General features: G+C 67.2%; 18 protein-coding genes. 9 read left to right on the top strand and 9 right to left on the bottom strand.

The features are described from left to right. Positions 1-30: 30 nt before the first annotated feature. From ACFOY2_RS15265 to ACFOY2_RS15250, 4 genes are all read right to left on the bottom strand, one after another. On the bottom strand, positions 31-669 hold the full coding sequence (locus ACFOY2_RS15265) for a hypothetical protein (protein ID WP_379528647.1): 639 nt from the start codon (positions 667-669) through the stop codon (positions 31-33). Between the two features lie 15 nt (positions 670-684). After that, positions 685-1,047 (bottom strand): ketosteroid isomerase family protein, encoded by a 363-nt coding sequence (locus ACFOY2_RS15260; protein ID WP_379528646.1) that lies wholly within the window; start codon positions 1,045-1,047, stop codon positions 685-687. A gap of 446 nt (positions 1,048-1,493) precedes the next feature. Further along, complete coding sequence (locus ACFOY2_RS15255) at positions 1,494-1,883, bottom strand: hypothetical protein (RefSeq protein WP_379528645.1); 390 nt, start codon at positions 1,881-1,883, stop codon at positions 1,494-1,496. Between the two features lie 206 nt (positions 1,884-2,089). Next, complete coding sequence (locus tag ACFOY2_RS15250; RefSeq protein ID WP_379528644.1) at positions 2,090-2,617, bottom strand: Clp protease N-terminal domain-containing protein; 528 nt, start codon at positions 2,615-2,617, stop codon at positions 2,090-2,092. Between the two features lie 218 nt (positions 2,618-2,835). Here ACFOY2_RS15250 and ACFOY2_RS15245 point away from each other — a divergent pair, with 218 nt between their 5' ends. Further along, a complete protein-coding gene (locus ACFOY2_RS15245) occupies positions 2,836-3,891 on the top strand; it encodes a DUF6461 domain-containing protein (RefSeq protein WP_379528643.1) in 1,056 nt (351 codons plus the stop codon). Here the strand turns inward: ACFOY2_RS15245 and ACFOY2_RS15240 are convergent. From ACFOY2_RS15240 to ACFOY2_RS15230, 3 genes are all read right to left on the bottom strand, one after another. Next, the gene (locus ACFOY2_RS15240; RefSeq protein ID WP_379528642.1) at positions 3,851-4,072 is read right to left on the bottom strand and encodes an nSTAND1 domain-containing NTPase; all 222 of its coding nucleotides are present in this window, start codon (positions 4,070-4,072) and stop codon (positions 3,851-3,853) included. The genes ACFOY2_RS15245 and ACFOY2_RS15240 overlap by 41 nt on opposite strands. A gap of 123 nt (positions 4,073-4,195) precedes the next feature. After that, positions 4,196-4,564, bottom strand: coding sequence for a hypothetical protein (locus tag ACFOY2_RS15235; protein WP_379528641.1), 369 nt, complete (start codon positions 4,562-4,564; stop codon positions 4,196-4,198). Beyond that, a complete protein-coding gene (locus ACFOY2_RS15230) occupies positions 4,561-5,445 on the bottom strand; it encodes a DUF4190 domain-containing protein (RefSeq protein WP_379528640.1) in 885 nt (294 codons plus the stop codon). Before ACFOY2_RS15230 ends, ACFOY2_RS15235 begins: the two co-directional genes overlap by 4 nt. A 579-nt stretch (positions 5,446-6,024) precedes the next feature. Here ACFOY2_RS15230 and ACFOY2_RS15225 point away from each other — a divergent pair. Further along, positions 6,025-6,666, top strand: coding sequence for a hypothetical protein (locus ACFOY2_RS15225; protein WP_379528639.1), 642 nt, complete (start codon positions 6,025-6,027; stop codon positions 6,664-6,666). Between the two features lie 85 nt (positions 6,667-6,751). Further along, positions 6,752-7,690 carry a hypothetical protein gene (locus ACFOY2_RS15220; RefSeq protein WP_379528638.1) on the top strand — a complete coding sequence of 313 codons (939 nt, stop codon included), beginning with the start codon at positions 6,752-6,754 and terminating at the stop codon, positions 7,688-7,690. Between the two features lie 195 nt (positions 7,691-7,885). On the opposite strand, the gene ACFOY2_RS15215 is transcribed toward ACFOY2_RS15220, so the two are convergent. After that, a complete protein-coding gene (locus ACFOY2_RS15215) occupies positions 7,886-8,326 on the bottom strand; it encodes a hypothetical protein (protein WP_379528637.1) in 441 nt (146 codons plus the stop codon). A gap of 185 nt (positions 8,327-8,511) precedes the next feature. On the opposite strand from ACFOY2_RS15215, the gene ACFOY2_RS15210 reads away from it, so the two are divergent. The 6 genes from ACFOY2_RS15210 (at position 8,512) to ACFOY2_RS15185 (ending at position 14,396) form a co-directional block, all read left to right on the top strand. Then, a complete protein-coding gene (locus ACFOY2_RS15210; RefSeq protein ID WP_379528636.1) occupies positions 8,512-8,862 on the top strand; it encodes a VOC family protein in 351 nt (116 codons plus the stop codon). An 86-nt stretch (positions 8,863-8,948) separates the two neighbouring features. Then, positions 8,949-9,275 (top strand): ArsR/SmtB family transcription factor, encoded by a 327-nt coding sequence (locus ACFOY2_RS15205; RefSeq protein WP_379528635.1) that lies wholly within the window; start codon positions 8,949-8,951, stop codon positions 9,273-9,275. Next, a complete protein-coding gene (locus ACFOY2_RS15200; RefSeq protein WP_379528634.1) occupies positions 9,268-9,690 on the top strand; it encodes an SRPBCC domain-containing protein in 423 nt (140 codons plus the stop codon). Before ACFOY2_RS15205 ends, ACFOY2_RS15200 begins: the two co-directional genes overlap by 8 nt. A 179-nt stretch (positions 9,691-9,869) precedes the next feature. Then, positions 9,870-11,696 (top strand): ABC transporter ATP-binding protein, encoded by a 1,827-nt coding sequence (locus ACFOY2_RS15195; RefSeq protein ID WP_379528633.1) that lies wholly within the window; start codon positions 9,870-9,872, stop codon positions 11,694-11,696. After that, positions 11,696-13,519, top strand: coding sequence for an ABC transporter ATP-binding protein (locus ACFOY2_RS15190; protein ID WP_379528632.1), 1,824 nt, complete (start codon positions 11,696-11,698; stop codon positions 13,517-13,519). Before ACFOY2_RS15195 ends, ACFOY2_RS15190 begins: the two co-directional genes overlap by 1 nt. Positions 13,520-13,577: 58 nt before the next feature. Continuing rightward, positions 13,578-14,396 carry a class I SAM-dependent methyltransferase gene (locus tag ACFOY2_RS15185; protein WP_379528631.1) on the top strand — a complete coding sequence of 273 codons (819 nt, stop codon included), beginning with the start codon at positions 13,578-13,580 and terminating at the stop codon, positions 14,394-14,396. Here the strand turns inward: ACFOY2_RS15185 and ACFOY2_RS15180 are convergent. After that, positions 14,358-15,281: an aminoglycoside phosphotransferase family protein gene (locus ACFOY2_RS15180; RefSeq protein ID WP_379528630.1), complete on the bottom strand. Its 924-nt coding sequence runs from the start codon at positions 15,279-15,281 to the stop codon at positions 14,358-14,360. The two genes, ACFOY2_RS15185 and ACFOY2_RS15180, sit on opposite strands and share 39 nt — an antisense overlap. Positions 15,282-15,379: the final 98 nt, after the last annotated feature.

Below are 15,379 nucleotides of genomic sequence, written 5' to 3'. Positions count from 1 at the left end.
CGCGCACGCTGCCGTCGGCGTTCTGGCGGCCTACCTTCTGAAGTCCAGCTCAGGAACGAGCTTGATGACCACTCCCGGGTCGCCCGCTATCTCGGCCTGGACTTCGAGCGCCCGATCAAGTCCCTCGGCGACGGTTACCCGGAGAACGCGATCGCCCTGGTAGGCAAAATCACGGAGCGGATACTCAAGCAGCTGTGGCGGCACCACAACATCCCTGGCGACCCCGGCGGCAAGGCTCTGAACGATCTGATCAAAGGCGCGCAGCCGCACATCCGCAGCGCGAACGTCATCGATGCCCTTCGCGACATCCAGCGGCTGCGGAATCGTTCCGCTCACGACGGGTACGAGATCGCCGACGAGGACGGGCTTGCGGCGGTCCGCCGCCTGCTGGATGTGCTGGCGTGGTTCAGCAGTACCGGCAGCGGCATCCTGAGCGGAGACGTTCCCAAACTGGCCCCTGACGTGGCGGTCAAGGCGGAGTTCCTGGCCGGCCTGTACGTGACGCTCGGGTTCCAGCCGGGCGACCGGCGCGGCCGTGAACTGGGACGACATGTTCCCCGACCGTCGAGGCGCGTGATGCCGCAGCTCCGCAAGAAGCCCGTCCTCGTCGAGGCGCACCAGTGGTGGAAGAACGACGACCACCCGCTCGACGAGCCGGCTGGGCTCCATCGATCCCGGAGCGGTTCAATGAATCAGTTTGAAGATGTCGCGCACTACGTAGTAGTCGTCGTCGTAACCCCGCGCGAGTATGAGCGTCTGAGCGAAGCTCGTAGGCTGTCGCTGATCGTCTATCTTGACCGTCCCGGTCATCACAGCGACCACATGGTCGACGCCTGCGGGCAGCATGTCCGCGGTGTCGATCTTGCGGTCGCTTAAGGGAAGCCCGACCAGCTTCTCTACGATGTCCTCCGTGCCTTCGGCCTGGCTGGATTCAAAGATCAGAGTCGAGTCCAGCTTGTACAGGTCCTTGAGGCCTGGGCGATTTGTATCGAACGTCGAGTTGTACTCGTCGAGGACCCACCTGGCACGGTCGTTGACTTCGCTCACAGTCTTCCTTTCCATTACGCCTCAGTACGGATCCCTCACGCTTGGAGGGTTGGAGAGTTCTGACGGCACAGTCTTGGCTGGACGTCACTCCGCCCCTACCGATGGTAACGATCATCCTTCGTCACCCCCAACCCCCTTGGCGATGGAACGGAAGGTGCTCCGGCAAAGAGGGGCGGGCGCAGCGGGTCAGGTTGAGTGGCGGTTCGCTGCAGCTCCGACGGTTCCGGGCCGTGGTGCGGTGCTTTCGATACTCCGACGTGCCTGGCACCAAGCAGTGCATGTACTGCAGCCGCACGATGCACGACCACGGGTGGACCGACACCGTCCAGGGCGGACACACCGTCTGCCCCGGCGACTGAATCCTCCCTGAACCGGACGCGCTCGCTCAGGGCCTGGCCGACGGACCGCCGTCCGGGCCCTGAGCTGCGCAGCGCGCCGTGAGGCCGTCAGGTTGTCCTGGTGTCAGGTACAGTGCCGGGCTCGCCGTCAGACCAATCAGCTACGTCGTAGTTGTGGTGGCCGGTGTTGCCGTGGCCGGGAGCACCGTTGCACCGGGTCCAGTTCCCGAGATTCCTGCGGTCCGGGTCCTGCGTGGTGTCCCATGCCAGTTTCAGCGCGTGGCAGTACTCGTCGGGGAGATCCACAACCCCCGGCAGCGGGAACAGGCCTAAAGCGGCCAGAGAGGTGTAGACGAGCTGTTGGGCCACAAAATAATCCACGGAATACTCTTGGGCTTGTTCGACGCAGGCATTCCCTACGTGGATATCCTCGCGTTCAGTCAGTAAGCGCAGGGGCGGGGGAAGCGGGACCGGCGTGGTGGCCTGGTTCTCGGACATGCCGTCACAATGGCACAGAGGCGTTACCCCGTCACCACGGCCGCTTCGACGAACCCGCCGCCCGACGATGACACCCGCGACAGGCAAGATGCACACCAAGATCCCGCCTCTGGTACCTCGCGCTATCGGTCTCTGAACCGGGGGGTCGTCGACCAACGTGACGGCAGCCGCCTCACACCTGCGAACCTCTGATCACTTCCGAGCGCCTATTTGACCCTGTGCTGCTGAACGAGTTCGTCTGTGGCCCGCCCGACCTGCTCGAGGTCGACCCCGAGCTTGACCAGCACCTGGGCCGCCGTACTCGCACCATCCCGGACGAGCCCGAGCAGGAGGTGCTCGGTGCCGATGTAGTCGAGGCTACGCTGCAAGGATTCCTCGTCCGACGACTGGAGGGCTTCCCTGGCCGACGGGGTGAAAGGAAGGTATTCCGACACAACGGACTGGCCTCGGCCCTGGCTCTCCTCAACATGCCGGCGCACGTCTTCAAGGCTCAGGCCCAGGTTCTTGAGGACCGTAGCGCCCACGCCCTCATCTTCACGGATCAAACCGAGGAGAAGATGCTCGGTACCGATGTAGTCGTGGTCGAGCATCTTGGCCTCGTCCTGGGACAGGACGACAACACGCCGCGCCCGGTCGGTCAACTTCTGGAACATCCCGCCACTCCTCGCAAAGCAGTTGGTCAAGCCGGTGAACGTGGTTTCATCCTTCCGTACGCCAGGGAACGGCTGATACATGATCAACGTTCGCGGTTGAAGATGCGAGACGCGCCGGACTTTATCCGCCGGGACAGGACGGGGCTCGGGGCGTCGGTGCCGTCCTCGACCGTGAACAGTCCCGGGCCGGCGCGCACTGTCCATGCCGCGCCGTCAGTCCGTACCGCGTACGTCGGGCCGGGCGAGTCTGCCAGCGAGGGCTACGCAGTGAGTACGCCGAACTGGACGAGAGGAGAGTTTTGGACGCGGAGACGCTGGCGCATTACGGCCGGTTGGTGGAGGAAACGCTGACCGTGCCGTTATGCGTTACCTGGGTCGAGGATCTGTCCGCCGCGGACGTGCTCGCCGCGGCCGGGCAGCAGGAGGAGAGCACGGGCAGCCGGACGTATGAGCAGACGGTCCAGGCCGCGTACGATGCGATGCCCGCGCACGCGGGCGCGGCGCTGGCCGGAGTGCTGGGGAAGTGGACCGTGCTGGTCGAGCCGAACGGTTTCCAGGGGTCGCGGCCGGAGGTCCTGGCCCGGTTGTCCCGTGATGGGCGGGCGCTCAGCGTGTTCTGGAATGCCAATGCGGACGGGCAGCTGGTTTACGCCGAGTATGGCCGGGTGCTCGCCGTGATTGAGCTGTTCGACCCCGAAGAGCCCGAGGACCTGCCCGGGGCGCTGTCGGCCTGGGTGGAGCTGTGTGAAGAGGACGATCTCCGCGTGGCTGGGTTGGCGCTGGGGGAGGCCGTCACCGGCCGGCGGCTGGATGCCGAGTGGCTGGCGGGCGAGCATCTGAGTGCTGTCCTGCACGCTTCACCGGACACGGGAAGCGAGCAGGTGGCCGAGCAGGACCGGCTCGACCACCTGGCCTACCTCGCCTCCGACCCGCGCGTGGCCGACCTCGCGGCCAACCCCGATCCTGGCAGGACCCGCGAGATCGCCGCCTTGGTGGCGGAGACCGCATGTGAGCTGAGCGGCCTGGACGTGCCGCTGGTCGGCCGCGTCCTGACCGCTCTGGCGCAGGTGCCCGCCCCGGCGATACTCGCCGAGCTGCGTGCCGAGGTCCGCCGCTTTAGCGACGAGCTGCTGGCCCAGGCTCCGCCCGCCGACGCGCCACCCGACGTGATGGACGGCTGGCACCCGCGGTTCCTGGCAGTGGGCGTCCTGGAAGCGGCGCTGGAGGAGGACGCGGTGGACGCGGCACGGAACGCCATCTGGCGGATCGGCATGTTGCGGCTCGGCGATCGCGGAGGTCGGCGCGTGGGCACGCTCATGGGAGCGCTGGAGCAGATACGCATGTCGGCCGGCTAACCGGTGACCAGCACGCGCGCTTCCGGGGTCTCAGATCGCGGTAGACGTCCTCGGCAGCATCCTGCACGGCGGAGGCGACGCCGCCGGAGCGGTCATAGTCGTGCAGGGTCAGCCGCCCGTCGTGCCGGTTGTGCCAGGTGCGCACCCGCCCGAGCGGGAGCGCCAGTCCGCTCCACAGCATGCCGAAGGAGGCGAACAGGAAGAACGCGACCAGTCCCCGGCTGAGCTGAGCATGTGGTCCGCTCGGGTCGCGTTCAAGGCGATTCGTAATCGCTTCACCCTTCGATAAGTCCTTGGCGCTACCTCAGGTTTCAACGTGATGGTGGTTCGGCGGAACGGCCGCTTTCCGGAGCGCTGTGCGGATGGCCATCACAATGCCGGTGACGGTGATGACCAGAAAGATGATCAGGAGCGGGTTGACGTAGGCGGGCACCAGGTCGCTCGTCGTGCCGTCCTGCCAATGGCAGAGGTGTCGGAGCGGGAACCACGTCAATGAGACGCCGGGGTCGGCCAGTTTGCCGACGCAGTATTCGCTCAACGGCAGCAGGACGAGGAAATCGCCGGCCCACAGGCCGTACAGGTAGACGACGACGGCTGCCAGTCCGGCACCGAAGGCCATGGCGGTCCACTGGGAAGTTCGCATGCGCAATGGTGATCCGGTGCCGGCGGTCAAGATGCCAGTTCGCTGTCCTTCACCAAATACATCAACGACCCATCAGAGCCCTCGGCGCCGACCATCGCGATCACGACGGGTGCCGACTTCTTCGGCAGGTCGAACACCAGCACTCGGGTGACCTTCTGGCCGGGGTTGATTTCGTCGTACAGGCCCTGGTCCGTCTCCAGATTCTGGCTGATCGTCGCACCGGAGTCGATCTTGTACTGCTTGGCGTCGCTGTCCAGGATGCCCGCGTCGGTGCCGGGGAACGCGGCCGGGCTGTTGCCGGTGTTCTTCACGAGGACCTTAACGACCGCGTAGGAGCCCTGGGCCTTGTGACTGTCGATTGAGCTGCTCACCGTCTGCTCGCGGCTGACAGACAAGATCTTCAATGTGAATGGCGGCTCCTTCGCGACGGCACCCAGCGCGATAGGTTTGCGTGCCTGGCTCTTGGACGGGCTGGGGTCGGCCGCCTCCGGGGCCGCGCTGGCAGTGGCGATCATTTGATCGAGCTGCGTCGCCGCCTCGCCCACGGCGCTCACCGTGATGACGAGCCCCCATGTCGCGAGGCCCATGGAGATCAGGCCGAGGATGGCGCCCGACAGCGCCATTCCGCCGTTGGATGCGGTGCCACGGCTTGCCCGGGCGCGGCCGACGAAACCGAAGATCACCGCCAGTAGGCCGAGGGTGCCGGCGACGAAGAACAGCACCGGGATCAAGCCGAACAGCGGCCCAATGATGCCGATGACCAGTGCGGCGACGCCTAATCCGTTGCGCATCCGCTGCTGGTGGTAGTTGGGGCCCGGAGGCATCATCGGCCCGTAGCCGGGCGGCGGCGTGCCATACGCCTGGGGGTGGGCCGTGTTCGGGTCATACTGCTGCTCGTAAGGGTTGGACATCTCGAATTCCTCCGCGACGGTCCGGACATGGTCATGCCACCGCAGAGCGATTCCATCCCCGTACAGACCCTTTGCGATGCGCCTACGAGATCGTAATGGCACGGTCCAACGAGCAAAAGAGTTGTGCCAGGTTTTGTTTGAAGCCGGTCGCCGGGTATCCAGGAAAAACCGTTTTGGCACACGCGGGTTTGCCCTGTTCATAGGCCGTTGGCGGATCCTCCGGCGCATCACCGTCGTCCCAACGCAATCTGAGACGGCAGCCCTTGTCCTTACATTTCGAACACAACCGACTACCGAAAGAATGCGTTTAGATGTGGTCGTTACTGGTCAAACTGTTTGTCGTGTCTCGGCGGAGCGCCGTTTCGCTTGAACACGCGACAGTTGTTACGCGAGGTCGCCAGTTTTCACGACCCCAACGACATGCCGACCCGCGTAGTCCGCGGGGGCTGCGCTATTCGCTGCCGGCGCTGGGAGTGTGCGCGTTGAGCGCGGCCACGTCAACGGGGTTCCCGGCCCGACGAACACCCTCCGGCATTCGTTCTCGGGACCGGTCCCGTCTGACGCCCTGATGCTTGACCCATGTGGTGGCGACGACGAAAGCAGTCCACGAACCAACCCGGCACCCGCTCGTACGCCGACACCGTCGAGAGCAGCGCCAGCGTTGTGGACAGGAAGGACAACGGCCAGGTCTACGAGGTGTTCTGGGTCAAGACCGAGGCCGTCGCGCTGGAGTACCTGCGTCGCCGGGAGGTCCGCCAAGAGGGCTACTACGTGATTGTGGAGACGCCGTACCGCAACCTCGGCCGCGACATGGTCATGATCTTCGACGAGGCCGACGGCGCCCTGATCGAGATTCCCGAGCGCACGCCGCTCCCGGAGTTGAGGGCATCGCCGACCCACTGCGCCCGCTGTGGCTACCCGATCCTGCCCTGCTCCCACGTCGAGTTCTCCTGCGACGACCCGGACTGCGGCCACCCCTGGCACACCGCGGACTTCGGGCAGAGCGCCGACGAGGTGATCCTGGCCGGGTGGGGGTACCGCTGCACGAAGTGCCGGAGCGCCGCCTGCCGGGCCTGCTACGAGGCCACAGGCGGTGAGAACCTGACGACCACGCACGGCTTCCTGCTCGAGCCCGGCGACGAGCGGCCGCATCCGGCCGACGAGATCATGCTGCGTCTTTGCTGGCTATGCCGGAGCCCCGTCACGGTCTTCGACGAGTGACCGGACGCGTGCTCCGTGGTTACACCGCTACTTCGCCCTTGGGCGTAGCTCCTGAGTGTCACTTCCCGACAGATGAGGCGACGGTATGACGGCGGATGTCGGTTTGACGATTGACGATGCCATAAGCACGATGCGGAACTTCAGGCGCACCGAGTTGGACGTCGCCCCGGAGAGCGGCATCCCGGACGAGTCGGATTCCCCATACATAGGCGAGGGCTTTCTCCGGTGCGCGCGGTGCGAGGGCGCCGTCGTGGTGGACTCGCAGGACGTGGGCTGGTACACGACAAGCCGCTTCTATCGCTGCCCGGCCCCCGGCTGTGGCCGGAGGGCACCGGTTTCTGAGGTGGATGCGGAACTGGAGAGCCTGACCAGGCAATACCTCGCGGAGCCCACCGTCGGCGAGGCATGGCGCGCCGAGCGCCTGGCGAAGATGGACCACTGGATAGCGGTAGGCCGCACTGTGCTCCCGTGGTGCTGCGACCAGCGGCGGCGCCGGGAACTGAGCCGCAGGCTGGGGAAGCGGCAGCGGATGTATGTGAACGCGCCCAAGGAGCAGTTGTTCTGGTTCGGGACCACGCTTGCGGGGCTCATCATTGATCGAGTCCTGACGGCCGGGAATTCGATGAAGGGCCGTTCCTTGGCGGAGTTGCACAGCGCCGACAGGGAGTGGATCTCTTGCTACCGCTCCCTGGAACCCTGGAGGCGACGGGAGTTGCGTCGCGCCGTCGGCGGGCGCGGCCAGCTGAAGAAGATCGACGACGAGTGGGAGTGGCTCCAGAACCGGGTGCTGGGTCTCCTGCAGGAGACGGATTGGTTCTACTCGGGACCGCCCTCCCGGCTGCCCACAGAGCAAAGGACCATGAACGAGCCTTGGTCGCAGTCCCCTGGTGTCATGGGGCGAGAGCGGCGGGCCTTGATGATGTGGGCACTTGGGGCGCGGGGGAGCGCCGTCCGGCTCGTGGTCGCCCTGGACGCCGCCCCCCAAAAGCGAGTTCAGGTCGTTCCCGCAGGCGAGACCACGTGATTCACGAGTTGAAGGCCGGCCCCGGACGGTCGGTCGTCGCCGCGGTGGTGAAGGGCACCGTGTCGGGCCGGCAGGTGGCTCCCTTCGCGGGCGGCGTGCCGTCGAGCAGGTAGCGGGAGGTCGCCTCTCGCGACCTTTCCTGCCGAGGTGCCCTCCACGTCCCTCTGGAGGGCACCCGGTCTGGCCAGAAGAGGGTCAGCCGCAGTGCACGTTGTTGAGCTCGAGGCTCACCCCGGCCGGTACCTCTCCGACAACGTCAATACATTGGCCAGGCGCCGAGACATACACCGGACCGGCGTAGTACGTGAACTGCCCGCCATTTTTCTGTCCCCCGCTGCCGTCACCTTTTGAGATCCTGACAGCCTTCCAGCTTGTGGTGTTGGCGTAAGCGCCGTAGCCGTAGGTCAGGGCGCAGTTCCTTCCGGTGCTGGAGCTGTAGTACACCTCTAGCGTGCCCGTGCGGGTCCCGTCCTCGGGGATGCGGTAGGCGCCGATCCGGGAGTAGCTGCTGCCGCAGGGGCCGGCGGCACTGGCCGGAGCGGCGCCCACCACGAGCGTGGTGGAGGTAGCCAGGGCTGCGCCGGCCAGGAGAGTCGCCAGCTTACGTGTGCGCACGAATATCCTTTCGATTGCCATCGGGTGTGAGCATGATTACCACTGGCTCACGGCGGCCCGCCACCCGTAAGTCGCGCTCAGTGTGACGGTTGGCACGTGCACGCGGAGGTGCTGGCCGGGGTCAGGCGTGGATGCGCTCAGCGACTCTGGAGGACTCTCCGCAGGTGTGCCACGTCTGTGCCGGTCCTCTCTCCTATCATCGCAGCATGATCAATGGTGGGCACGTCATCCTCTACAGCCGTGATGCGGAAGCCGACCGGGCCTTCTTCCGGGATGTACTGGACTATCCGCACGTCGATGCGGGTGGCGGCTGGCTGATCTTCAAACTGCCGCCCTCGGAGCTTGCGGTGCATCCTGCGGAGGGCGCCGCGTCGCACGAGTTCTACCTGATGTGCGACGACGTCGAGGCGACCGTGGACGAGCTGTCCTCGAAAGGCGTCGAGTTCACGCAGCCGATCACGGAGGCGGGGTGGGGCCGCCTGACCAGGTTCCGCCTGCCGGGCGGCGGTGAGGTGGGCATGTACGAACCCCGCCACGAGCGAGCCACCGACATCTGAGCCGACATGGACGGGCTGCTACGTCCAGGCGCTTATATGCTGCTTGCGTTATATGAATGCTAAGGTATATTCCTCGTGTGGCAACAATGTTCGAGGTGCTCGCCGAGCCGCGGCGCAGGGAGATCTTGGACCTGCTTCGCGGCGGGGAGCGTTCGGTCGGTGAGCTGGCCGAGCGGCTGCCCTTGACTCAACCGGCAGTCTCAAAGCACCTGAAGGTGCTGCGGGAGGCGAGCCTGGTGGAGGTCCGCCAGGATGCTCAGCGCCGTTGTTATCGGCTGCGGCCTGAGCCGCTCATGGAGATCGACACATGGCTGCGGCCCTACCGGCGTTTCTGGGCGGATCGGCTGAACGCACTTGAACAGCACCTGGACGCGATGCCGGACATTTCCGATGGAAAGGACGACGATGGATAACCTCCTGCGGCCCGTGGGCGACAGGTGGGCACTGCGTTTCGAGCGGCGCATCCCGCACCCCCCGGAGAAGGTGTGGCGCGCCATCACTGAGCCGTCGCACCTCAGCCAGTGGTACCCGATGACCGCCGAGGAACTGGACCTGAACGTCGGCGGCGCCATCCTGTTCCGAGACGAGGAAGGTACCGCCGTCCGCGCCGAGATCACCGAGCTCGATCCGCCGAAGACCTTCGCGTTCCGGGAGTACGAGGAGACGACCGGCGTGCACGACCTGCGCCTCGAACTCGCCCCTGACGGCGAGGGCTGCCTGCTCACTTTCACGCACACCTTCGCCGACAAGACCTGGGCCGCGCAAACCGAAACAGGTTGGCTGCGCACTCTCGACGATCTGGACCGAGTCCTCGCCACGATCGCCTAGGGTCCCTCCCAAGGTTGCCTGGGCTGCGCGACCCGCACCAGGTTACGCGCGCCGGATGGCACGGTCTGGGGCACCGCCCGCTTGCGCTTCAAGGGCCGGGAAAACTGCTGGGAAACTGTCGGTGGGCGGTGGTAGAAAGCAGGTTCGAAGTTTCCTAGCCCGCATCGGGGGCGGTGCCCGTGACTACCAGCACGTCCGAGTTCTCCGTTTCCGGTCCACGGTTCAACCGGCGTGGCCCCGTGCGGTGGCTCTGGTCGCATCTGCGGCGTCATCCGCTCTACCTCGTCGGGTTCCTCGGCGGGTCGTTGGTGATGACGGTGCTCAACGCCTCGGTGCCGCAGTTCACCGGGGCCGCCTTCGACGCCGTGCTGGGGGAGCGCGGCGAGCCGATGGACGCCCTGTGGGCGCTCGCGCTGGGCCTGCTGGCCGTCGTGGCGGGTCGGGGGTTGTTCGATCTGGTGGCGCGGTTGTCCAGCGAGGTGATGGCCAAGCGGCTTGAGCGGGACGCGCGTGACGAGCTGTACGTGAGTTTGCTGGGCAAGAGCCAGACCTTCCACAACCGGCAGCGGGTGGGCGATCTGATGGCTCGGGCCGCCAACGACATCCGGCAGTTGTCGATCATGATCACGCCGGGCGTCGATCTGATCGTGGATTCCGGGCTCTCCGGGATCGTGCCGTTGTTCTTCATCGCGGCCATCGATCCGCGGTTGCTGCTGTCGCCCGGGATCTTCGCGGTCGTGTTCGCGATCGCGCTCTGGCACTACATGCGCCGGCTCAACCCGGTGGCGACCCTCATGCGCGAGCAGTTCGGGGAGCTGAACGCGGTGCTCAACCAGGCCGTGCGCGGCATCGAGGTGATCAAGGTGACCGCGCAGGAGGGGCAGGAGCGGCGGCGGTTCAGAAGTCACGCGCGCCGCTACCGCGACTCCTTCCTGCGCAACGGGCTCGTCCAGGCCCGCTACCTGCCGACCTTGCTGTTCTCCTTCGCGATGGCCGGGGCGCTCTGGCACGCCCTCTACCTCCAGAGCATCGGGGCGATCACGGTCGGCGACCTGGTGGCGTTCATGGGGTTGATGGGCATGCTGGGCTTTCCCGCGCAGATGTCGATCTTCACGTTCTCGCTGATCCAGATCGGCATCGTCTCCTCGCGCCGGATCCTGAGCATCGTCAACTCCGAGTCCGAGATCGAGCAGCGGGCCGACGGGCACGCGGCGTCCATCGGCGGGGAGATCGTCTTCGACGACGTGACGTTCGGTTACGAGGATGGCGAGCCGGCGCTGCGCGGCGTGAGCTTCACCGTAAGGCCGGGCGAGACGGTGGCGATCGTCGGCGAGACCGGGTCGGGCAAGAGCACGCTGACCAAGCTGGTGCCCCGCATCTACGACGTCACCTCGGGGCGGATCCTGGTCGACGGCGTCGACGTACGCGAATGGGACCTCGACTCCCTGCGTTCCCAGATCTCCACCATCGAGCAGGACATCGTGCTGTTCTCGCGGTCCGTGACCGAGAACATCGCCTTCAGCCTGGGCCAGCGCGCCGACCGCGAAGCGGTGGTGCGGGCCGCGGAGGACGCGCAGGCCGCCGAGTTCATCGCCGAACTGGAGGAGGGGTACGACACCGTCATCGGGGAACGCGGCGTCACGCTCTCCGGCGGGCAGCGGCAGCGGCTGGCCATCGCGCGGGCGTTGCTGACCGACCCGGCGATCCTCGTCCTGGACGATTCCACCAGCGCCATCGACTCGGCCACCGAGGACAAGATCCAGCAGGCCATCGGACGCATCCTCGAAGGGCGGACGACGCTGCTCATCACTCATCGGCTGTCGCAGATCCGGTGGGCCGACAAGGTGCTGCTGCTGAAACGCGGCGAGGTCGTCGATTTCGGTACGCACGACGAGCTCATCGCGCGCAGCCGCCTCTACCGGCGGGTGTTCGCCCACTACGACGAGATGGAGGTGGCCGGTCCCGAGGAGTCGGTGCTGGCCGGCGAGCAGGGAGGGCTGCGCTGATGGGCTTCATCATGGACGGCCTCGACGCCGAGGACTACGACCGCACCTACCGCGACCGCGACCTGCTCCGCCGGATCCTGCCGTACTTCCGGCCAAGGATGGGCGCGATGTTCCTGGTCGCGGGCATGATCGTGCTGCTGTCGATGACGCAGGCCGCCATCCCGCTGCTGGTCAGCTACGCCGTCGACGCGCTCCAGACGGGCACGATCGCGGAGGTGGGCTGGCAGCTCACGGCCGGGATCCTGCTGTCGGGGGTGCTGGCCTGGGTGTTCAACTTCATCCGGCAGTGGCAGAGCGCGCGCGTCACCGGCGACGTGGTGCTCCGGCTGCGCGAGGACGCCTTCGACGCCGTGCTGGAACGCGACCTGTCGTTCTACGACGAGACGCCGTCCGGCAAGATCGTCAGCCGGGTCACGTCCGACACCGATGACTTCGCCACCGTGTCGACTCTGACGATGGACCTCATCAGCCAGGTGCTGATGGTGGGGTTCGTCACGGTACTGCTGTTCCTGCGCAGCGTGGAGCTGGCCCTGCTGACGCTCCTGGTGGTGCCGGTCGTGATAGGGCTGGCCCTGCTGTTCCGGCGGCTGGCCCGCAGCAGCACGCGCAAGGCGCAACGCTCGCTGAGCCGCGTCAACGCCAACCTGCAGGAGACCATGGGCGGCATCGCCGTCGCCAAGAACTTCCGGCAGGAACGGCAGGTCTACGACGAGTTCCGGCCCATCAACCAGCAGAGCTACCAGGTGACGCTGCGGCAGGGGTTCGTTTTCTCAGGCATCTTCCCGGTGCTGTTCCTGGTGGCGGGGCTGGCGACGGTGGCGCTCGTCCAGCTCGGCGGTGGCGCGGTGCTTTCGGGCGGCCTGTCGGCGGGCGACTGGTACCTGTTCCTGCAGGGGGTTTCGCTCTTCTGGTTCCCGCTGACGTCCATCGCCGCGTTCTGGTCGCAGTTCCAGCAGGGGCTCTCGGCCTCCGAACGGGTCTTCGCCCTGATCGACGCCCCGCCCCGCGTGGTGCAGACCGACACCCGGCCGACCGGCAGGCTGGCGGGCGGCATCGAGTTCCAGGGCGTCACCTTCGGCTACGACCCGGCCCACCCCGTGCTGCGCGACTTCGACCTGCGCATCGAGGCGGGCGAGACCGTGGCGCTCGTGGGACACACCGGCGCGGGCAAGTCGACGCTCAGCAAGCTGATCACCCGCTTCTACGAGTTCCAGGAGGGGCGGCTGCTCATCGACGACCACGACATCCGGAGCCTGGAACTGGGCGGCTACCGTCGGCAGATCGGGGCGGTGCCGCAGGTCCCGTTCCTGTTCAGCGGCACGGTGGCCGACAACATCCGCTACCCTCGGCCGGACGCCGGCGACGACGAGGTGGCCGCGGCAGCGGCGGCGGTCGGCGGCGGCGACTGGATCGACGCCCTTCCCCACGGGCTGGAGACGGACGTGGGCGAGCACGGGCGGGCCCTGTCGATGGGGCAGCGGCAGCTCGTCGCGCTGGCCCGGCTGCTCATCCAGGACCCGGCGATCGTGGTGCTGGACGAGGCCACGGCGAGCGTCGACCCGCTGACCGAGGCGCAGATCCAGGAAGGGCTCGATCTGGTGCTGGCCGGGCGGACGTCCATCGTGATCGCGCACCGGTTGTCGACGATCGAGCACGTCGATCGCATCATCGTGCTGGATCACGGGCGGATCGTGGAGGAAGGCAGCCATACGGCGCTGCTGGCTCGTGGGGGGCGTTACTGCGAGGTCTACAACACCTACTTCCGGCACCAGTCGCCGAACTACCGCGCCGGGACGGGGTTCGTCGCCGTGGGCGGTGACTGAGCGGCCGGCCGTCTAATGGAAGGCGTCGCGGCCGCGTTCCTGCTTACGCTCCAGTGCCATGGACTACCTGACAACCAACCGGGCCAACTGGAACGCACGGGTCCCGATCCACGTCGACAGCGACTTCTACGACGTCAACGGTTTCAAGGCCAACGGCCGGAGCATCCTGAGACCATTCGAGGTCGCGGAGGTCGGTGACGTGTCCGGCCGCCGCCTGGCCCACCTGCAGTGCCACCTCGGCCTGGACACGCTCTCCTGGGCCAGGCTCGGCGCCGAGGTGACCGGGCTCGACTTCTCCGACGCCGCCATCGACCAGGCCAGGGCCATCGCCGCCGACTGCGGCATCCCGGCGAGGTTCGTCACCGCCGACGTCTACGACGCGGTCGAGGCGCTCGGCGAGACCTACGACATCGTCTACACCGGCCTCGGCGCCCTGGTGTGGCTGCCCGAGCTCACCCGCTGGGCGGAGGCGGTCGCCGCGCTGCTGAAACCGGGCGGATTCCTCTACCTTTCGGAATTCCACCCTTTTCCGCAAGTCCTTGATGAAGAGACCGGCACGACGGTCACCTACGACTACTTCGACCGGGGGCCGCACGTGTGGGAGGAGCCGCACACCTACACCGGTGGCCGACTGATCGAGTCCCACACGTCCGTGCAGTTCCAGCACAGCATCGGCGACGTCGTCAGCGCGGTGGCGGCGGCGGGCCTGCGGGTGGACTTCCTGCACGAGCACGACCACACGCTCTTCTGCCGCTTCGCCACGATGTCCGGCGACCACACGGGCTACCGCCTGCCGGAGGGCGCGCCCAGGATCCCGCTCATGTTCTCCTTGCGAGCTTCAGCCGGTCTCCCGCGGCTCAGCGATGAGGCGTCGTAGCGCGGCTTGGGCGGGTGGGCCCCAGGTGGCCTTGCCGCCTGGGCGGCCGCGGACGCCGGCTTCTCCGATCTGGATGCCGCCGAGGGCGCGGCGTACCGCCCATCCGCGGGCGCGGCGCAGGGTCGCGGCGTCCGGGGTCGGCTGGTAAGCCGCGAAGAAGCGGTCGGCGGCGCCGTCCGGCAGCAGGCTCCAGGCGGCGGCGAGGTCTCCGGCCGGATCGCCCGCGAAGAGGTCGCCGAAGTCGATCACGCCGCAGAGGGTGCCGTCCGCGGTCAGGACGTTGGCCGGATGCAGGTCGCCGTGGAGCCAGAGCGCCGGGCCTGTCCAGTCGGGCGCGGCGACGGCGTCGTCCCAGACGGCGCGGACGGCGTCCGGGTCGGGGATCAACCCCATCTCGGTGGCCGAGGCGAGCCCCTTGACGAACCCCTCGGAGCGGTCGGCCAGCCGCCCTCCGCGGTCCCGGCCGGTGGGAGCCTGTTCGGGGGCGGGTTGGTGCAGAGCCATCAGGAAGGTGGCTAGGGCGTCGGCCGCCTTCGCGGCGCGTGTGACGGGGGCGCGGTCGGCGGGCTCGCCCGGTACCCAGGTGGTGACGATCCAGGGTCGCGGATACAGCGCGGAGGGCTCGCCGAGGCGCTGGGGGACGGGAACCGGCAGCGGAAGTCGAGGGGCGAGGGTGGGCAGCCAGGCGTGCTCCTTGCGTAGCAGCTCGTCCGCGTCCTGCGTGGCCCAGGGCAACCGGACGGCGAGATCGTCGCCGAGCCGCCACAGCTGGTTGTCCCAGCCGCGCGCACCCAGGCTCGCCGGGCGATCGGCCAGGTCGGGGTGTTGGTCGCGCAGCAGATCCCGCACCAACTCCGCGGTGATCTCGATCTCGGTGTGGGTCATGCGAAGCAACAGTAGCCGGACGGCGGACCGCCCGTCCGGCTTGCGTCGGCTCGTGAAAGGCCGATTGCGGGGTGCCGATCGTGCTGGGCAGCGTGCGC

Source organism: Nonomuraea purpurea (assembly GCF_042650645.1).
In the GTDB taxonomy this organism is placed as follows: domain Bacteria; phylum Actinomycetota; class Actinomycetes; order Streptosporangiales; family Streptosporangiaceae; genus Nonomuraea; species Nonomuraea purpurea.
The sequence above is the reverse complement of the archived record's forward strand: the minus strand, read 5'-3'. Positions and strand labels throughout refer to the sequence as shown.

Bases quoted from the DNA above. Each gene is read 5' to 3' on its own strand.
- ACFOY2_RS15265 (WP_379528647.1), bottom strand. From the start codon at position 669: ATGGAGCCCAGCCGGCTCGTCGAGCGGGTGGTCGTCGTTCTTCCACCA.
- ACFOY2_RS15255 (WP_379528645.1), bottom strand. From the start codon at position 1,883: ATGTCCGAGAACCAGGCCACCACGCCGGTCCCGCTTCCCCCGCCCCTG.
- ACFOY2_RS15250 (WP_379528644.1), bottom strand. From the start codon at position 2,617: ATGTATCAGCCGTTCCCTGGCGTACGGAAGGATGAAACCACGTTCACC.
- ACFOY2_RS15240 (WP_379528642.1), bottom strand. From the start codon at position 4,072: ATGCTGTGGAGCGGACTGGCGCTCCCGCTCGGGCGGGTGCGCACCTGG.
- ACFOY2_RS15230 (WP_379528640.1), bottom strand. From the start codon at position 5,445: ATGTCCAACCCTTACGAGCAGCAGTATGACCCGAACACGGCCCACCCC.
- ACFOY2_RS15225 (WP_379528639.1), top strand. From the start codon at position 6,025: ATGTGGTGGCGACGACGAAAGCAGTCCACGAACCAACCCGGCACCCGC.
- ACFOY2_RS15220 (WP_379528638.1), top strand. From the start codon at position 6,752: ATGACGGCGGATGTCGGTTTGACGATTGACGATGCCATAAGCACGATG.
- ACFOY2_RS15215 (WP_379528637.1), bottom strand. From the start codon at position 8,326: ATGGCAATCGAAAGGATATTCGTGCGCACACGTAAGCTGGCGACTCTC.
- ACFOY2_RS15210 (WP_379528636.1), top strand. From the start codon at position 8,512: ATGATCAATGGTGGGCACGTCATCCTCTACAGCCGTGATGCGGAAGCC.
- ACFOY2_RS15205 (WP_379528635.1), top strand. From the start codon at position 8,949: ATGTTCGAGGTGCTCGCCGAGCCGCGGCGCAGGGAGATCTTGGACCTG.
- ACFOY2_RS15200 (WP_379528634.1), top strand. From the start codon at position 9,268: ATGGATAACCTCCTGCGGCCCGTGGGCGACAGGTGGGCACTGCGTTTC.
- ACFOY2_RS15190 (WP_379528632.1), top strand. From the start codon at position 11,696: ATGGGCTTCATCATGGACGGCCTCGACGCCGAGGACTACGACCGCACC.
- ACFOY2_RS15185 (WP_379528631.1), top strand. From the start codon at position 13,578: ATGGACTACCTGACAACCAACCGGGCCAACTGGAACGCACGGGTCCCG.
- ACFOY2_RS15180 (WP_379528630.1), bottom strand. From the start codon at position 15,281: ATGACCCACACCGAGATCGAGATCACCGCGGAGTTGGTGCGGGATCTG.